Source organism: Streptomyces sp. NPDC096132, assembly GCF_044763345.1.
Taxonomy (GTDB): Bacteria; Actinomycetota; Actinomycetes; order Streptomycetales; family Streptomycetaceae; genus Streptomyces.
The window spans coordinates 20471-35396 of record NZ_JBIWGA010000028.1 but is presented as its reverse complement, the minus strand read 5'-3'; the positions used below and the strand labels follow the sequence as shown (position 1 = coordinate 35396).

Genomic DNA, 14926 nt, shown 5'->3' with positions numbered 1-14926 from the left:
GATCGGGAGGGTTCACCCCATCACCGCATTCCGGCGGGTCCATCCCTGTCCACCCCATGAACCGAAGCCGCCGAGGCGCGACCCTCGGTGCCGGACACCGCGCCCTTCTGAAACCAGGAGCCAGAACATGTCGTCAGGAAGTCCGTCCCGCCGTTCCGTCCTGACCGTCGGCGGGGTCACCGCCGCCGCGGCGGCGCTGCCCACGCTCTCCGCCTCCCCGGCCGCAGCCGCCGACAAGCCCGGGACCGCGCTGAGAAGACTGGTGGACATGCGGTTCGGCATGTTCAACCACTTCAACATGGGGACGTTCACCGACGAGGAGTGGGCCGCGCCCAACCAGAACCCCGCCCTCTTCGCCCCGTCCCAGGTGGACTGCGCGCAGTGGGCCGAAGCAGCCAAGGCGGCGCGGATGAGCTACGGCGTGCTCACCACGAAGCATCACGACGGCTTCTGCCTCTGGCCGACGAAGTACAACGACTACAACGTCGCCAACAGCGGCTACCGACGGGACATCGTCGAGCAGTATGTGAAGGCCTTCCGGGCGGAGGGGCTCCGTGTCGGCCTGTACTTCTCGATCTGGGACCGGTCGTACAACGTCCAGGGGTACGACACCCGGCACGGGGTGGGGGCGGACCAGACCATCGTGCCCGGTGACCTCACGTACATGCTCAACCAGATCACCGAACTGCTGACCGGCTACGGCACCATCGACATGTTCGTCACCGACGGCTACGGCTGGCAGATGGGACAGCAGGCCGTCTCGTACCAGCGGATCCGCGAGCACGTCAAGTCCCTCCAGCCCGACATTGTCATGATCGACCACGGCGGACTGTCGGTTCCGTTCCTCGGCGACGCCATCTACTTCGAGGAGCCTCTGGGCATCACGGCGCCGGAGGGGAACACAAACGCCGCCCTGCAGGGGCAGACGATCAGCGACGGATGGTTCTGGCACCCTTCGACGCCGACCACCGACCCCATCAGCAAGGCGTCGATCCTGTCCCATCTGGTCGACCTGGAGCCCAAGTACACCTCGTTCATCCTCAACTGCCCGCCCAACCGCGACGGCAGACTCGACGACAACATCGTGAAGAGACTGGCCGAAGTGGGATCCGCCTGGCGGCCCGACAAGTCCCGCCCGCCGCTGCCCGCGCAACTTCCGCGCGCCGAGCACCCGGTGACACCGGTCAGTGCCTACGCCACCGGTTTCCATGACGGCGAGGGCCCGATGAACGCGATCGACGGGCTCAGCGACAGGAACTTCGAGACCTGCTGGTCGACGTGGAGCCTGGACCTGCCGCACTCGATCACCATCGACCTCGGCGGGGTGTGGAGCAACGTGTCCACGCTCGAGTACCTGCCCAAGCAGTGGGGCCGCAACAACACGAGCGACGGCGACATCATCTCGTACAAGATATCCACCAGTACCGACGGCACCCGCTTCACGGAAGTGGGGGGCGGTATCTGGGGCGGCAGCCGGGCCCTGAAGGTCGTGGAATGGAGTCCGCGCAACGTGGGGTACGTGCGGATCGAGGCCGTGGAGGGCACGGGCGGCTACGCGAACATGGGCGGGGTGCGGATCGGCGGCAGGAGGAAGAAGCCCACCCTGGTGTCGCGTGTGCTGCCGGGCAACTCGACCGTGTACCAGCTGGTGAACCGCGCCAGTGGCAAGGTGGCCGACGTGCTCGCCGACGGCACCGCCAACGGCACCGAAGTGCGCCAGCAGCCCTGGCGGAACCAGGCGAACCAGAAGTGGACCTTCGTCTCCACCGGCGACGGCTACTACACCATCCGGGGGGTGAGCAGCGGCAAGGTCCTGGAGGTGGGCGGACTCTCGCGGGTGAACGGCGGCAAGGCAGGCATCTGGTCGGACGACAGTGTGCCGCAGCAGCACTGGGCGGTGACCCCGACCGGCGACGGCTACTTCTTCCTCACCAATAGGCTCTCCGGGCTCGCGCTCAACGTCGACAACGGATCGACGGCGGACGGTGCGGCCGTCAACCAGTGGACCTACACCCGGGCAGAGCGGCAACAGTGGCGGATCGTGTCCGTGTGACCGCCGCTCGTCAGGTCGTCAGGCTTCTCTCGGCGGTCCGGCAACTGCTGTGCCTCGGCGAGGTCCCGCCGAGGCGCTTGGGCGCCTAGCCACCCTCTACGGGCTCCCCGAGGCTTCCCGCGGGGGCACCCGACGCACATCCGTCAGCCTAGCCCGGCACGGGTACGCCGGCTTCCAGCAGTCCGGCTGTGCGCAGTTCGTGCCACAGGGCGTCGGGCACAGGCCGACGGAACTGCTCGACGGCATCCAGGACCTGCTCCCCGCTGCGTAGTCCGATCAGCACCGCGGCGACAGCCGGGTGCCCGAGGGGGAAACGCGCGGCGGCTGCCCTTAGCGGTACTCCGTGCCGCTCGCAGAGCTCCTGGAGCCGCAACGCGTGCCTTAGCAGTCCCTCCGGCACGGGCGCGTAGTCGTAGGTGATGCCGGGCGACGGGGACGCCAGCAGGCCGGAGTTGAAGACGCCCCCGACGACGACCGAGGTGCCGCGCCGGTGGGCCTCCGGCAGCAGGTCCGCGAGGCCGCTCTGGTCGATCAGGGAGTACCGGCCCGCCAGTAGCACGACGTCGATGTCGGTCTCGCGGATGAAGTGGGTGGGGACGGCGGTCTGGTTCATGCCGATGCCGATGGCCTTCACCAGTCCCTCGGTGCGCAGGCGCTCCAGCGCCGGGTACGCCTCGGTGAGGGCCTGCTCGGTGTGCTGGTCGGGGTCGTGCAGGTAGACGGTGTCCACGTGATCCAGGCCCAGTCGTTCCAGGCTGGCCTCGAGGCTGCGCCGTACGCCCTCGGCACTGAAGTCCCACACCCGTCGGTGGGTCGCGGGTACGGCGAAGCCGTTGGCGAGGTCGTCGCCGACCGCGTCGGCCAGGGGTTCCAGGACGCGGCCGACCTTGGTGGAGACGGTGTACTCCTGGCGGGGCCGGTCGCGGAGTGCGGCACCGAGGCGGCGCTCCGAGAGCCCGAGCCCGTAGTGGGGGGCGGTGTCGAAGGAGCGGATGCCCGACTCCCAGGCCGCGGCCAGGGCTTCGTCGGCCTCCTGGTTGGTCACCGGGGTGAACAGGTTGCCGATTCCGGCGGCGCCGAAGGACAGTTCGCCGACCCAGGTGTCGCTGTGGCCGATCCGTCTGCGCCTGATCGGTCTCGTCTGTGTCATGACAGATCCTTCAGTTTCCGGCCGACCGCAGCCGCAGACCCGCCATGCCGCCGTCGACGGCCAGCGCGACCCCGGTGATGGAGGCGGCGGCGGGGCTTGCCAGGTAGGCGATGGACGCGGCGACCTCACGAGCGGAGACCAGACGTCCGGTGGGCTGACGGGCGTTCAGGGCGGCACGCTCCGCCGCCGGGTCGGCCGCCGAGTCGAGGAGGCGGCCGACCCACGGGGTGTCGACGGTGCCCGGATTGACGCAGTTGACCCGGATGTCCTCCCGGACGTGGTCAGCGGCCATCGCCAGGGTGAGCGACAGCACCGCGCCCTTGCTCGCGGAGTACAGGGCGCGCTGCGGAAGGCCGGCGGTGGCCACGATGGAGCAGGTGTTGACGATGGCCGCGTGCCGCGACCGGCGCAGATGGGGGAGGGCGGCACGGGTCGTGCGGACGACGCCCAGCACGTTGACGTCCAGGACCCGCTGCCACTGCTCGTCCGGGTTGCCCTCCACGGTTCCGGTTGCGCCGATGCCCGCGTTGTTGACGAGGATGTCGATCCCGCCCATGGCTGCGGCCGCGGCTTCCACCGCCGTACGCACCGACACGTCGTCGCTCACGTCGGCCCGGAACCCATGGACGGCGTCGCCAGGTTCGAGGTCCAGCACGGCGACCATCGCGCCGCGTCCGCTGAGTTCCTCGACCGTGGCGCGTCCGATGCCGGAGGCTCCGCCGGTGACGATCGCCCGCAGTCCGTCGAAGTCGCTCATGCGCGAACCCCCTTGTCTGCAACGGTGACGGTGCCTGGCGCTCGGTACGCGATGGGACGGCCGGGTTCGTTGGGAATGCTGGTCGGCGCGGTCATGGAGTCCTCCCTCTTACGCCCGGGCGAAGGTCTGGCGCTGGGTGCCCAGGCCGTCCACGCTCAGTTCGACGACGTCGCCGGGACGCAGGAACGGTGTGCCGGGCAGGCCGAGGGCGACGCCTGCGGGGGTGCCGGTGTTGATCACGTCGCCGGGCTCCAAGACCATGTACTGACTCAGGTACCAGACGATGTACGCCACGTCGAAGATCATGTTCTTGGTGTTGCCGTCCTGGTGCTGCTCCCCGTTGACGGACAGCCGTAGGCCCAGCGCCTGAGGGTCGGTGATCTCGTCGGCGGTGACCAGCCAGGGGCCGAGCGGGTTGAAGGTCTCGCACGACTTGCCCAGGTCCCACTGACCCGAGTACTCCAGCTGGAACTCACGCTCGGAGACATCGTGGCTGATCGCGTACCCGGCGATGACGTCCGCAGATTCCCGAGGAGAGTCCAGATAGCGGGCGGGCCGACCGATCACGACCGCCAGCTCCACCTCCCAGTCCGTCTTGACTGAATTCCGAGGGATGAGGACCTGGTCGTAGGGGCCGACCACGGTGGACGGGGCCTTCATGAACACCACCGGGCGAGGAGGGATCGGCGCGCCGGTCTCCTCGGCGTGGTCGCGGTAGTTCAGCCCGATGCAGATGATCTTGCCGGGCCGGGCGATCGGTGCGCCGGTACGCAGCCCGGTGATGTCGATCTCCGGCAGCACGCCGGCGGCCAGGGCCTCCCGTACCCGGGCCGTCCCGTCCGCGGCGAGGAAGGTCGCGTCGATGTCGTCCGTCAGGGACGTCAGAGCGTATGCCCGGCCGTCCGGTCCCGCGACGGCGGGTGTCTCCTGGCCGGGCGGGCCGACGCGCAGGAACTTCACAGGGTACCTCCAGGGCGTCCGGAGACTGCCTCGGGACGGGATGGGGATGAGGGGGCGGACTCGGTCCGGGTGGGAGGGGAAGGCGAGGCCGGGCTCGCCTTCCGGGCCGACGGCCGTACGGCTCACCGCAGGCGCGCTGATGGTCAGCGGACGGTGGCGGAGCGGATCCGTTCCAGCGCCGCCTGGAGGTGGGCGGTCATCGCGGCTTCAGCCGCGTCGGCGTCGCCCCGTGCGATCGCCTCGGCGATGGCGCGGTGTTCCTGCCAGGCCAGTTCGGTGGCGCCGGCCTGGTGGTAGGCGTGGAACTGGCGCAGCTTGGGGGCGAGCCGGCCCAGCACGTCCCCGAGGACTACGTTCCCGGAGGCGTCGGCGACCAGGCCGTGGAAGGTGAGGTCCTGGTCCTGCACGCCGGCGTACTCGTGGTAGGACAGCGCGTCGGGGGGTGAGGGAGGTGCGCCGCACATCGCGTCGAGCCGGTCGAGCTGTTCGGCGGTTGCGTGCGTGGCCGCCTGCCCGGCCGCCCAGGGTTCCAGACGGAGCCGTACAGCGTAGAGGCTCTGCAGCGTGCTGTGGTCCAGCAGGTCGCCCACGACGTAGCCCTGACGCGGCCGCTTGGCCACCAGACCCTCGGCCTCAAGCAGGGAGAGCGCCTCGCGCACCGGTGTCGGCGAGACCCCGAACCGCTGCGCGAGGTCGGAGACGAGCAGCCTGTCGCCCGGCAGGAGTTCACGCTCCAGCAGGAGTCGGCGCAGCGCGTCACGGACCTCGTCCGCCACTCGCGGCCTGCGTGCGATCTGCGCGGTGTCTCGCTGGTTGACCGGCTGTGTCATGGACTTTTCGTCCTTCTGGATTCCGCGGAGGACCGTCGGAGCGGGGGGTGACCGTTCGCGACCACAATAGATTCCGGATTTGGGATTTCCAAGGTGTCTGTCCGGTTCGGGCGGTCACTCCTTCGATGCACCCGCGAGCATCCCGGAGACCAGAGAGCGCTGCGAGAAGAGGAACACCAGCAGCACGGGGAGGATCGTCACGAGGGCGGCGAGAGCGAGTTCGGGGCGCCCCATGCCGCTGGCGGCCGCCGGATAGACGATTTGGGAGGAGGCCAGCAGGTTGCTTAGGCCCACCTGGGCAGGGTACTGCGAGCTGGACGGCAACATCACGAACGGCAGGAAGAAGTTGTTCCAGCTGCCGACGAAACTGAAGAAGCCGACCAGCGCGATCACCGGCCGGGCCAGCGGCAGCGCGACCCGGGTGAACACCTGCCACTCGCCGCAGCCGTCCAGGCGGGCCGCCGCGAGAACGTCCGCCGGGATGGTCGACGAGAAGTAGATGTAGGTGAGGTAGACCCCGAACGGGAAGAACGAGAGCGGCATGACGACCGACCAGATCGTTCCGGTCAGATGGACAGCGTCGACCTCCAGGTAGATGGGGAGCACGAGGACCGACGCGGGCATGATCATCACGATCAGCGTGATGGTCAGGAGCAGCTTGCGGCCGGCGAACTGCGTCAGCGCGAGGGCATAGCCCGCGGGGACCGAGGTCACCAGGGTCAGGGCGAGCGCGCCGAACGAGTAGACGGTGGAGTTCCCGATCCAGGTGAGGACGGCACCGTCCTGGTAGCCGTACAGCTTGTGCCAGGTGCGGGCCAGGTCCGCCATCGAGCCCAGCGCAAAGGGGTGGCCGCTGATGATCTGGGCGTCGGACTTGGTGGGCGCCAGCACCAGCCACACGATCGGCACCGCGAAGAACAGCACGAAACCCGCCGAGCAGAGCCACCACAGACCGCGTGCCGCGGCGGAGCGTGCCGTGATCCGGCGGCGGCCGGCGGGCGTCGCGGCAGGGGCCGCGACCGTGGTGCGGGCGGGTGGGGAGTCGATGACGGACACAGGGCATCAGTCCCTCTCGAACAGGCCGCCGCGGAAGACCACGGCCGCCGCGGCGATCACGCCGATGAGCAGCAGGTCCACCGACAGGGCGGCGGCGCCGTTGAAGTCGTTGGCCTGGAAGGCGTACTGGAGGCTGAGCTGGTTCAGCGACCAGGAGTCGGAGACCATCCGCTGGCTCGCCGTGGTGACCAGCTGCGGCTCCACGAACAGCTGGGTGCCGCCCGCGAAGGCGAGGATGACCATGTAGGTGATCCACTTCCGCAGCATCGGCAGCTGGATCCGCAGCACGGTCTGCAGCACACCGGCGCCGTCCATGCGGGCGGCTTCCAGGAGCTCGGCCGGGATGTTGTTGAGTGCCCCGTACATGACGATGATCCAGCCCCCGGCGCCGGTCCAGAAGGCGATGATGGTGAACACGACCGGCAGGTGCTCCGGCAGGATGACCGTGGGCAGGGAGTCCTGGCCCATCGCCCGCAGGAGGAAACCGACGGGGCTGACGGCCGGGTCCAGCATGATCAGCCACAGCACCACACTGGCCGCGCCCGCCAGAGCCCCGGGGATGTAGTAGACGAACCGCAGGACCTTTCCGGTGCGCGGCATCCGGCCGTGCAGCATCAGGGCCGCGGCCAGGACCAGGGCGGTCAGCGAGACCAGCCAGATGATGACGTACAGCATCACGTTGCCCAGGGCGGCGGCGAAGCGGTAGTCGGCGAAGGTGCGGGTGAAGTTGCCCAGACCGACGAGCTGGTGACGGCTGTTCGAGAGCGCCAGCCAGATCGCGTACGCGGCCGGCAGGATCCCGAAGGTGATCAGCAGGACGGTGTAGCCGCTGACGAAGAGGTAGCCGGCCCGGCTGGAGAGCGGCGAGCGGGGGCCGGGCGCCCGCCCGCCGCGCGTGCGGAGGGCGGGGTCGGTTGCCAGTCGCATGGTGTCACTTCACCTTGTATCCGAGCGACGCGGCCTTGTCGTCGATCGCCTTCTGCAGATCGGGCAGCAGCGAGGTGATCGTGGCGCCCTGGGTCACCTTCGGCAGGACGGTCGACTTGTACAGCTCGGTCACGTTGAACTCGGTGGTGTCGGTCCAGCCGGGCCAGATCTGGGCGGAGGCCTGCATGAAGGCCGGGGTCACGTCACCGGCGAAGTACGAGGTGTTCTTCGGGTTCACCAGCCAGGCCTTGGCAGCCTGTTCGTACGCCGGAAGACTCGGGTTGACCACCTGGACGGAGTTGTCGGTGGTCAGCCATTTCACCAGGTCGGCGGCGCCCTTGAGGTTCTTGCTGTGAGAGGAGACGAGCCAGACGCCGCCGCCGTAGTCGCCGGTGTAGGTCCGGTCGTCGTCGGACCACTTCAGCGGAGCCGCCGCGGCCATCCGGTCGGCGGGGACCTTCAGCGGGCCGGCGAACAGGTACTGGCCGTACCAGGTCGGGCCGGGCATCATCAGCACCCTGTCCGCCTTCGTCTTGGCGAACGAGGCGTCCCAGGGGCTCTCCGCGGTGAGGGAACCGGACTTCAACAGTTCGTCGAGCATCTTGGTCATGCGGGTGCACTTCGGGTCCGAGAGATCGACATGGATCTCCTTGGGACCGGTGAGCCCCTCGGCCGGGCAGCGGCTGGGCCAGAGGTAGGTGTTCGGGGCGACGTCGACGGAGCCGACCAGGTAGCCCGGGTGCTCCTCGGCGACCTTCTCGCCCAGCTTCTGGTAGTCCTCCCAGGTCGTGGGCACCTGGTACCCCCACTTGGTCATCAGCTTCTTGTCGTACCAGAGCAGGGTCGGGGCCACGTCGTTGCGCAGGCAGTGGACGGTGCCCTTGGAGGTACAGGGGTCGAGTGCGCCCTTGGAAAAACCGGAGATGGTCGCCTCGGGCAGCAGGCCCTTGTTGAGCGGGGCGGCGTAGGGGTGCGCGCCGGTGCTCGTCCAGGAGGCCGTGGTCAGCGAGGTCGAGAAGACGACGTCCGGCCAGCCGCTGCCGGAGCGGTCGAACAGCTGGATCTTGGTGCGCAGGTCGGTGTCCTGGCCGCTGTAGGTGACGAGGTCGATCTTCACGTCGGGGTGCGCCTTGCGGAAGGCCTCCACGGCCGGCTGGCGGGTGGAGTCGGCCCAGACGGTCAGGGTGCTGCCGGGCTCCTGCTTGACGGGCTTGAACGCGGCCGCCTGGGGGGCGGACTGATCCGGGGGCGTGGCGTCGCCGCAGGCGGCGGCGGAGAGGGCGAGCGCGGCGACGAGCACGGCGGCGCGGAGCGGGGTTCTTCTCACGGGTGACCTCGCAGGGAGGGAAGGGACGGTCGGCTCGGGTGGGGGAGGGTGCGTCCGCTCGTGGGGCGATGTCCGGCCCGGTGAGCGGTGGGTCTGGGGGGATTGACGCAAGGGAAGCACGACACCTACCGTCCGACAAGAGATTTGAGATCTGAGATTTCAAATTGAGTTCTGAGGGCAACCGCCGCTCACCCGCCGAAAGGACCCGTACCGTGCGTATCACCAGCGTCGATGTCCATCTCGCAGACCCGAAGGACATCGGACCCCAGTTCAAGTGGCGAGACGGACTGCCCGGCTCGGAGCGCGTCAACACCACCGGTTACCTCGTGATCGGCACCGACGAGGGCATCAGCGGGATCGCACCGGCCGCCCGCGGCGTGATCCTCGCCGACATCGTCGAGCGACGGCTGCGCGAGGAACTCCTCGGCGCCGATGCCCTGATGCGCGAGTTCCTCTGGCACCGGGTGTGGGAGCTCGACCGTGTCGAGGAGATGCCGATCTACGTCCTCGGGGCCGTCGACATCGCCCTGTGGGACATCGCGGCCCAGGCCGCGCAACTGCCCCTGTACAGGCTGCTGGGCGGCTTCCGTCATGCCGTCCCCGCCTACGCCTCCACCGTCACGTTCGACAGCATCGAGCAGTACCTGCACGTCGCCGACCAGTGCCTGGACCTCGGCTACCCGGCCATCAAACTGCACGCCTGGGGCGACGCCCGGCGCGACGCCCGGCTGGTGACGGCCCTGCGCGAGCACGTCGGCGACGACATCCCGCTGATGTACGACGGCTCGGCCGGCTTCGACCTCGCCGACGCCGTCTATCTCGGCCGCGCGCTCGACGATGCCGGGTACCTCTGGTACGAGGAGCCGATGCGTGAGTTCAACGTCACCGCGCACAAGTGGCTCGGTGAGCGGGTGCGCACCCCGTTGCTGGTCGGCGAGTGCTCGGACGGTGCGCACATGAACACCGCGGACTTCATCGCCTCGGGCTGCGCCACCATGGTCCGCACCAGCTGGCACCTGCGCGGCGGCATCACGGGCGCCCTGCGTACAGCCCACCTCGCCGAGGCCTTCCATCTGCGGGCCGAGGTCCACAGCCCGGGCCCGATCAGTGCCCATATCGGTGTGGCAATCCCGAACAACACGTACTACGAGTCGCTGATCGCCACGGACCCCGTCCAGCGGGAACCCGCGGTCGGCCCCGACGGCATGGTCCGCCCGCCCCAGGTCGCCGGCATCGGCTACGACGAGAAGGTGTTGCAGACGTGCGGCCTGCCCGCGCGTGGCCAGTAGCGCCGGATCGGGCACCGTGCGAGGGGCTGGGGATCGCGGGTGCCGTTGGGCGGGCGGCTCGGAGTAGGCCAGGTCCGGTCCACACAACGGCCAGGGGAACACGGTGACCGGGGGAAGGTCCGCCGGGCCCGGGATGGGCCGAGGCGGTCCTGGTCGACCTGCGGCCGGTCTACAAGGGGGCGGTACCTGCCGACCGCAGGGGCTCCGCGAAGAGAGGCGGCAGCCGCGGCGGCCGCCTCAGTCGAAGGCAGGGTGCCGAGCGGATCAAGGCGGCCATGTCGCTCCCGGAGGATGATCGCGCCTGGCTACATGATCGGCGAGGCGGAACTCCTCAAGCGGTGGGAGCGGCGGCCCGCCGGCCTTCCCGAGTGCGTGGTACACGGCGACGCGTGGGTCGGCAACGTCGCGCGCACGCCAGAGGGACCAGTACTCCTCGACTTCCCCCACCACCTCCGAGCAGCTGATCGAGGTCAGGCAGCGTCTGGAGATCCTGACGGCGGAACTGCTCAAGCACGGCCAGCGCCGGGGCGAGGTCCGTGCGGGCCCGGTCGAGCACATCAGCTTGCCGACCACCGCCGCGGTGCTCGGCTTCGGCATCCTGGCCATGGGTGGCACGGGTCCCGCAGACCAGATCGAGCGGTGTCTCGAAGACACGGTCGGGCTTATTCGCGGCTGCGCGCCGTGAGTCGTTTAGAGGTCGTTTTCTCCTGTTGTTTCATCCCGGAATCTACCGTTTTCCCTGCGGTGTCGAGTCGCGCCAGGAAATGGTGTTTTCGCTGGTGAGGCGGCGGGTCATGAGGTCGGTCATGGCGATATGGATCATGGCTTCCGAGTGGGCGGCGAGGGTTTCGTAGTCGCGGGCCAGGCGGCGGTGGAGCATGAGTCAGCCGTAGGTCCTCTCGACCGTCCAGCGTTTCGGAATGGGGGTGAATCCCCTGGTCCCGGCTCTGCCTGGAGTTCAGGATTTCTGAACGGTTCTCAGCGGGAACTCGGGCTGTTACCTGCCGTTGTGCCGGGTTGTGGCTTTGGGTTCGGCTCCTGACCGGGTGGTTCGACGAGGAGTTGCCGAGCGAGGATCGCGTACTTCACGGCCGTGGTCTCGGAGAGGTCGAACAGCGTGGTCAGATGGATGGGGTCGGCTCCGGTGGCGAGAGCCTCGCCGAGGACACGGTCAGCTCGGACCCGGTCGAGGCTGACACCGTGCAGGGTGAGCTGGCGTTTGAGGAAGTACGGGCTGACCGGGCCCGTGCCGTTCGCGCTCACTCGTGAGAGCAGGACGTGCCGGTTCAGGGTGTGTGGCCAGCGGGATCGCCGCTCGTCGAGCCAGGTCCGGAGAGCGGTTCGGGTGAGGTCGGCCATCGACTGGACGCTGCCGTCGAGGGTGATGCGGCCCTGGGAGAAGTCCAGGTCTTCCAGTAGCAGGGACCGGATTGCTTCGCCTCCGGCGGCGTGAACGGCAGCCAGGGTGACGGCCAGCCGCGGGGCGGCGGCCTGAGCGGTCTGCTGGACGTGGCTGATCTCGGCGTCGGACATCGGTAGCACTGGGCCCGGTGGGCGGCGTCCGACTCGGATGCTTCGCATGGGGTTGGCAAAGACGCGCCCGTACTTCTTGGCGTAGCGGAAGAGCGACCGCAGGGCCGTGACGGCCCCGGTGTACTGGCTGCCGCGAAGCCCGTCGACCGAGCTGATGACATCCTCGCGGGTGACCTCCCGCAGGTGGGACCGGCTCGTGGCCCACCGCTCCACGATCGGGCGGACGGAACTGAAGTAGGAGTGCAGAGTGCCCAGGGCCCTGGGCTGTGTGCGGGCGTCGCCGTCCAACAGCCAGAGCAGCCAGCCGTGCACGTCTGCGCGAAAGCCGTCAGGCAGCTCGTCGGCGCGGCGGTCTGCCCAGAGCCGGATGGTGTCCTGCCGGTCCTCGACCAGGAGGTCCAAGGCGGCGAGGATCTCAGCAGTGCGGCGCATCGGCAGGTGGGTGCCGGCCAGCTGCTCCCGCAGGTGGGAGTGGCTCACACGCTGACCTTCGGGCAGGTCCTTCAGGAGAAGGCCCAGAGCCCGGTGCACCCCGTGATGGAGGTGGACCGTCCAGCCGTGTTCCGCGCCGAGTTTGAGGGCGTACTGTCGTGCACTTCGCAACACACCCTTGCCCGTGAGGCTCGGCATTCTCGACGTCGCAGCCGGCCGGCCCGCCGCCTTCTGGCGAGCGCGGTTCACCCGGGCCTTGCAGGCGGCCGAGCAGTAGGAGCGCGGGCGGCCCGCCGGTGCGGCAGGCGGGAGCGGTCCCGAGCAGCCCAGGCAGCTCACCGCGGAGGCAGCGATCGGCCGCCGCGCGAGCGGGGAACGACCGTCGGGGTGGGCCCAGCTTGTCCAGCTGCCCTGGCGGCGGGAGTTTCGTCCCGCGTGGCACGGGTTACGTTCTCCGGCTCGGGTGTCATCAGCTCGGTGATCTCGCAGCCCAGAGCCACACAGATCACTTCGAGATCGGACAGCTTGATGCTGGCCGGCGTACTCGACCACAGGCCGGACATCTTCCCCGCGCTGATGACAAGACCATGCTCCGCCAGCAGACGTTGCAGCTCGCTAGCCTTCCAGATCTCCCGGTGGGCTGCGGCCAGTCGCAGGTTCCACTTCATCGGGCCAGTCCCTTCCAACGCTCCTCGGCGCGCTCGTTGGCGGCCGTCCAGGCGTCTTCGACGTGCGTGCGGTGTACGTGGATGTAGCGCATGGTGGTGGCGATCCAGGTATGTCCCAGCAGTTCCTGGACGGCCAGCAGGTCCATCCCGGACAGGTAGAGCTGGGAGGCACAGAAGTGCCGCAGGACGTGCGGGGTGAGCTTCCCGGCCCACGCTGGCAGGTGTCGGGTGGTGGCTTCAGCGAGCGCGGTGCGGAAGACCTCGTTGCCGGCGCGGCCGGAGATGGAGCGGCGCTCGGAGGGGAAGAGGGGTGCCCCGGGAAGTGTGTGGTCGTTGCCGAAGTGGCCCCAGACGTCTTCGACGAACCAGCGCAGGCTCTGGTCCGCGCCGTTGATCAGTGGAACCATTCGTTGTCGGGGGCCGGAGCGGCGCGATCCTTTACCGAAGCGCACGTTGAGCTTGCCGAACCGGCCCAGGTCCCAGCGGACGTCGTCCAGGTCGAGTTTCCGGGCTTCGTTGATCCGCAGGCCGACATCGGCGGACAGACGGGCAACGGCATAGTTCCTGGCGGCGGGGGCGAACTTGCGGCAGATCGTGAGGTCATCGCGCCACCCGGAGAAGAGGTGCTCGATCTCCGCGGCGCTGGGCGGGATCCGCAGTTGGGGTGTGACGGTCGCGCGGGGACGGTTCATCTCGTCCAGCGGGCAGTTCACGAGGCGCCCCGTCAGCTGGTGGAGCTCCGCCCGGTGCCGCAATTCGAGGAAGTCGAAGAAGACACTGATCGCTCCGGCACGGCCCGCCCGGAGCGAAGGTGTCGCGTTGCGGATGACCTTGCCGAAGTAGGCGTCAGCGTCGGGTGGCTCCATCTCCCACAGCGGCCGGCCGAACCAGTCCCGCACCTTCTCCAAGTGGCCCACGTCGCCCTGGATGGTTCCGTCGGTCAGACCGGCGGACGCACGGGCCAGCACGAACCCGGCGAGAACATCTGTCTCGAAGGCATCCAGCTCATCCGGGCCCGGTATGGCGCGGGCCTGACGGAGATCTTGCACGACAGCCAGATTCAACCCGCACCTCCCCACTTCAGCATCGCCGAATGGCGACACCTGAGGATGAAACAGGTTCAGGAATCCTGAAGGGCCTTCATTGGGTGGCCAGCCACTCGATCGAGTGAGGAAGGGCCTGGCCAGCAGACAGAAGACCGCTCACCAGACCGACGCCGTGGTGGGGAACAACAGGCTTATTGCATAGCGTGCGTTGAGTGATTTGCATGTCGATGCTGAGAGTGGCCGCGTGTTCGACGAGGTGCTGGCGGTATCCGCCGTCGAACCACACCTTGCGGACGCGGGGATGCTCGGCGGCGACATGGTCGAGGAGTTGGGTGCCAGCGACGGAGTTCTGCACGCTCGCAGCGGTGACCAGCACGGCAAGCGGGAGGCCGATGGTGTCGGTGACGATGCTCCGCTTCCTGCCCACGATCTTTTTGCCTGCGTCGATGCCCTGGCCGGCGGCGGGGACGCTGGTGGAGGTCTTGACGCTCTGGGCGTCGATCACACAGGCCGACGGTTCGGCATCCCGTGGTCCGGCGGGCGGCCGATATCCAGTCCGCGGCCGCGGCGTTTGTACGCCGCGACCCTCGGCATCGACATGTACATCGTCCGCCGCGACCCCACCAGCAGGGGTTTCACCGCCCTACCCCGCAGGTGGGCCGCCGAGAGAACGCCGGGCTGGCTGATGGACCACGGCCGCCTGGCCCGCGACTACGAGGCCAAGCCGCATCGCTCCGAAGTCATGGTCCACCTCGCAATGATCAACCTCATGACCCGCCGCCTCACAGCCGAATCCACCCCGAGCTGGCGCGGCACCTAGATCCCCAACGAATCAGGGCATATAGAGACTAAACAGCGGAACGAAACACCCTCTCACAGGGGCTGCCGCACCGTGGTG

At 68.7% G+C, this 14926-nt stretch carries 13 protein-coding genes and 3 pseudogenes; 4 read left to right on the top strand and 12 right to left on the bottom strand.

Annotated elements, in window-relative coordinates:
* Window positions 1–127: 127 nt before the first annotated feature.
* Window positions 128–2053: an alpha-L-fucosidase gene (locus tag ACIRF9_RS42445; RefSeq protein ID WP_403833966.1), complete on the top strand. Its 1926-nt coding sequence runs from the start codon at window positions 128–130 to the stop codon at window positions 2051–2053.
* Between the two features lie 148 nt (window positions 2054–2201).
* Here the strand turns inward: ACIRF9_RS42445 and ACIRF9_RS42440 are convergent, their stop codons facing one another.
* The 7 genes from ACIRF9_RS42440 to ACIRF9_RS42410 all read right to left on the bottom strand — a co-directional run bounded on the left by ACIRF9_RS42440 (window position 2202) and on the right by ACIRF9_RS42410 (window position 9060).
* On the bottom strand, window positions 2202–3203 hold the full coding sequence (locus ACIRF9_RS42440) for an aldo/keto reductase (RefSeq protein ID WP_403833964.1): 1002 nt from the start codon (window positions 3201–3203) through the stop codon (window positions 2202–2204).
* A gap of 10 nt (window positions 3204–3213) precedes the next feature.
* Entirely contained in the window at window positions 3214–3960 is a 747-nt protein-coding gene (locus tag ACIRF9_RS42435) for an SDR family NAD(P)-dependent oxidoreductase (protein ID WP_403833962.1), read from the bottom strand.
* A gap of 108 nt (window positions 3961–4068) precedes the next feature.
* Window positions 4069–4920, bottom strand: a complete 852-nt coding sequence (locus ACIRF9_RS42430; RefSeq protein WP_403833960.1) for a fumarylacetoacetate hydrolase family protein — start codon at window positions 4918–4920, stop codon at window positions 4069–4071.
* 143 nt (window positions 4921–5063) lie between these two features.
* Window positions 5064–5750: a GntR family transcriptional regulator gene (locus ACIRF9_RS42425; protein WP_403833957.1), complete on the bottom strand. Its 687-nt coding sequence runs from the start codon at window positions 5748–5750 to the stop codon at window positions 5064–5066.
* 114 nt (window positions 5751–5864) lie between these two features.
* Entirely contained in the window at window positions 5865–6797 is a 933-nt protein-coding gene (locus ACIRF9_RS42420; protein ID WP_403834138.1) for a carbohydrate ABC transporter permease, read from the bottom strand.
* 15 nt (window positions 6798–6812) lie between these two features.
* Window positions 6813–7733: a carbohydrate ABC transporter permease gene (locus tag ACIRF9_RS42415; protein ID WP_403833955.1), complete on the bottom strand. Its 921-nt coding sequence runs from the start codon at window positions 7731–7733 to the stop codon at window positions 6813–6815.
* A gap of 4 nt (window positions 7734–7737) precedes the next feature.
* Window positions 7738–9060, bottom strand: a complete 1323-nt coding sequence (locus tag ACIRF9_RS42410) for an ABC transporter substrate-binding protein (RefSeq protein WP_403833953.1) — start codon at window positions 9058–9060, stop codon at window positions 7738–7740.
* A gap of 212 nt (window positions 9061–9272) precedes the next feature.
* Here ACIRF9_RS42410 and ACIRF9_RS42405 point away from each other — a divergent pair, with 212 nt between their 5' ends.
* Window positions 9273–10349, top strand: a complete 1077-nt coding sequence (locus ACIRF9_RS42405; RefSeq protein WP_403833951.1) for an enolase C-terminal domain-like protein — start codon at window positions 9273–9275, stop codon at window positions 10347–10349.
* 562 nt (window positions 10350–10911) lie between these two features.
* On the top strand, window positions 10912–11034 hold the full coding sequence (locus ACIRF9_RS42400) for a hypothetical protein (RefSeq protein ID WP_403833949.1): 123 nt from the start codon (window positions 10912–10914) through the stop codon (window positions 11032–11034).
* A gap of 42 nt (window positions 11035–11076) precedes the next feature.
* On the opposite strand, the pseudogene ACIRF9_RS42395 reads toward ACIRF9_RS42400, so the two are convergent.
* The 5 genes and pseudogenes from ACIRF9_RS42395 to ACIRF9_RS42375 form a co-directional block, all read right to left on the bottom strand.
* Window positions 11077–11286: pseudogene (locus tag ACIRF9_RS42395) on the bottom strand (transposase); the annotation flags it as partial.
* A 41-nt stretch (window positions 11287–11327) separates the two neighbouring features.
* Entirely contained in the window at window positions 11328–12362 is a 1035-nt protein-coding gene (locus ACIRF9_RS42390; RefSeq protein WP_403833947.1) for a hypothetical protein, read from the bottom strand.
* Between the two features lie 287 nt (window positions 12363–12649).
* A complete protein-coding gene (locus ACIRF9_RS42385) occupies window positions 12650–12982 on the bottom strand; it encodes a helix-turn-helix domain-containing protein (RefSeq protein WP_403833945.1) in 333 nt (110 codons plus the stop codon).
* Window positions 12979–14031, bottom strand: a complete 1053-nt coding sequence (locus tag ACIRF9_RS42380) for a tyrosine-type recombinase/integrase (protein ID WP_403833943.1) — start codon at window positions 14029–14031, stop codon at window positions 12979–12981. Before ACIRF9_RS42380 ends, ACIRF9_RS42385 begins: the two co-directional genes overlap by 4 nt.
* Before the next feature lie 202 nt (window positions 14032–14233).
* Window positions 14234–14557, bottom strand: a pseudogene (locus tag ACIRF9_RS42375) (transposase); the annotation flags it as partial.
* 45 nt (window positions 14558–14602) lie between these two features.
* Between ACIRF9_RS42375 and ACIRF9_RS42370 the strand changes: the two are divergent.
* Window positions 14603–14848: pseudogene (locus tag ACIRF9_RS42370) on the top strand (IS5/IS1182 family transposase); the annotation flags it as partial.
* Window positions 14849–14926: the final 78 nt, after the last annotated feature.

Coding starts and splice junctions, on each gene's coding strand:
- ACIRF9_RS42445 (WP_403833966.1), top strand. CDS start 128: ATGTCGTCAGGAAGTCCGTCCCGCCGTTCCGTCCTGACCGTCGGCGGG.
- ACIRF9_RS42440 (WP_403833964.1), bottom strand. CDS start 3,203: ATGACACAGACGAGACCGATCAGGCGCAGACGGATCGGCCACAGCGAC.
- ACIRF9_RS42435 (WP_403833962.1), bottom strand. CDS start 3,960: ATGAGCGACTTCGACGGACTGCGGGCGATCGTCACCGGCGGAGCCTCC.
- ACIRF9_RS42425 (WP_403833957.1), bottom strand. CDS start 5,750: ATGACACAGCCGGTCAACCAGCGAGACACCGCGCAGATCGCACGCAGG.
- ACIRF9_RS42415 (WP_403833955.1), bottom strand. CDS start 7,733: ATGCGACTGGCAACCGACCCCGCCCTCCGCACGCGCGGCGGGCGGGCG.
- ACIRF9_RS42385 (WP_403833945.1), bottom strand. CDS start 12,982: ATGAAGTGGAACCTGCGACTGGCCGCAGCCCACCGGGAGATCTGGAAG.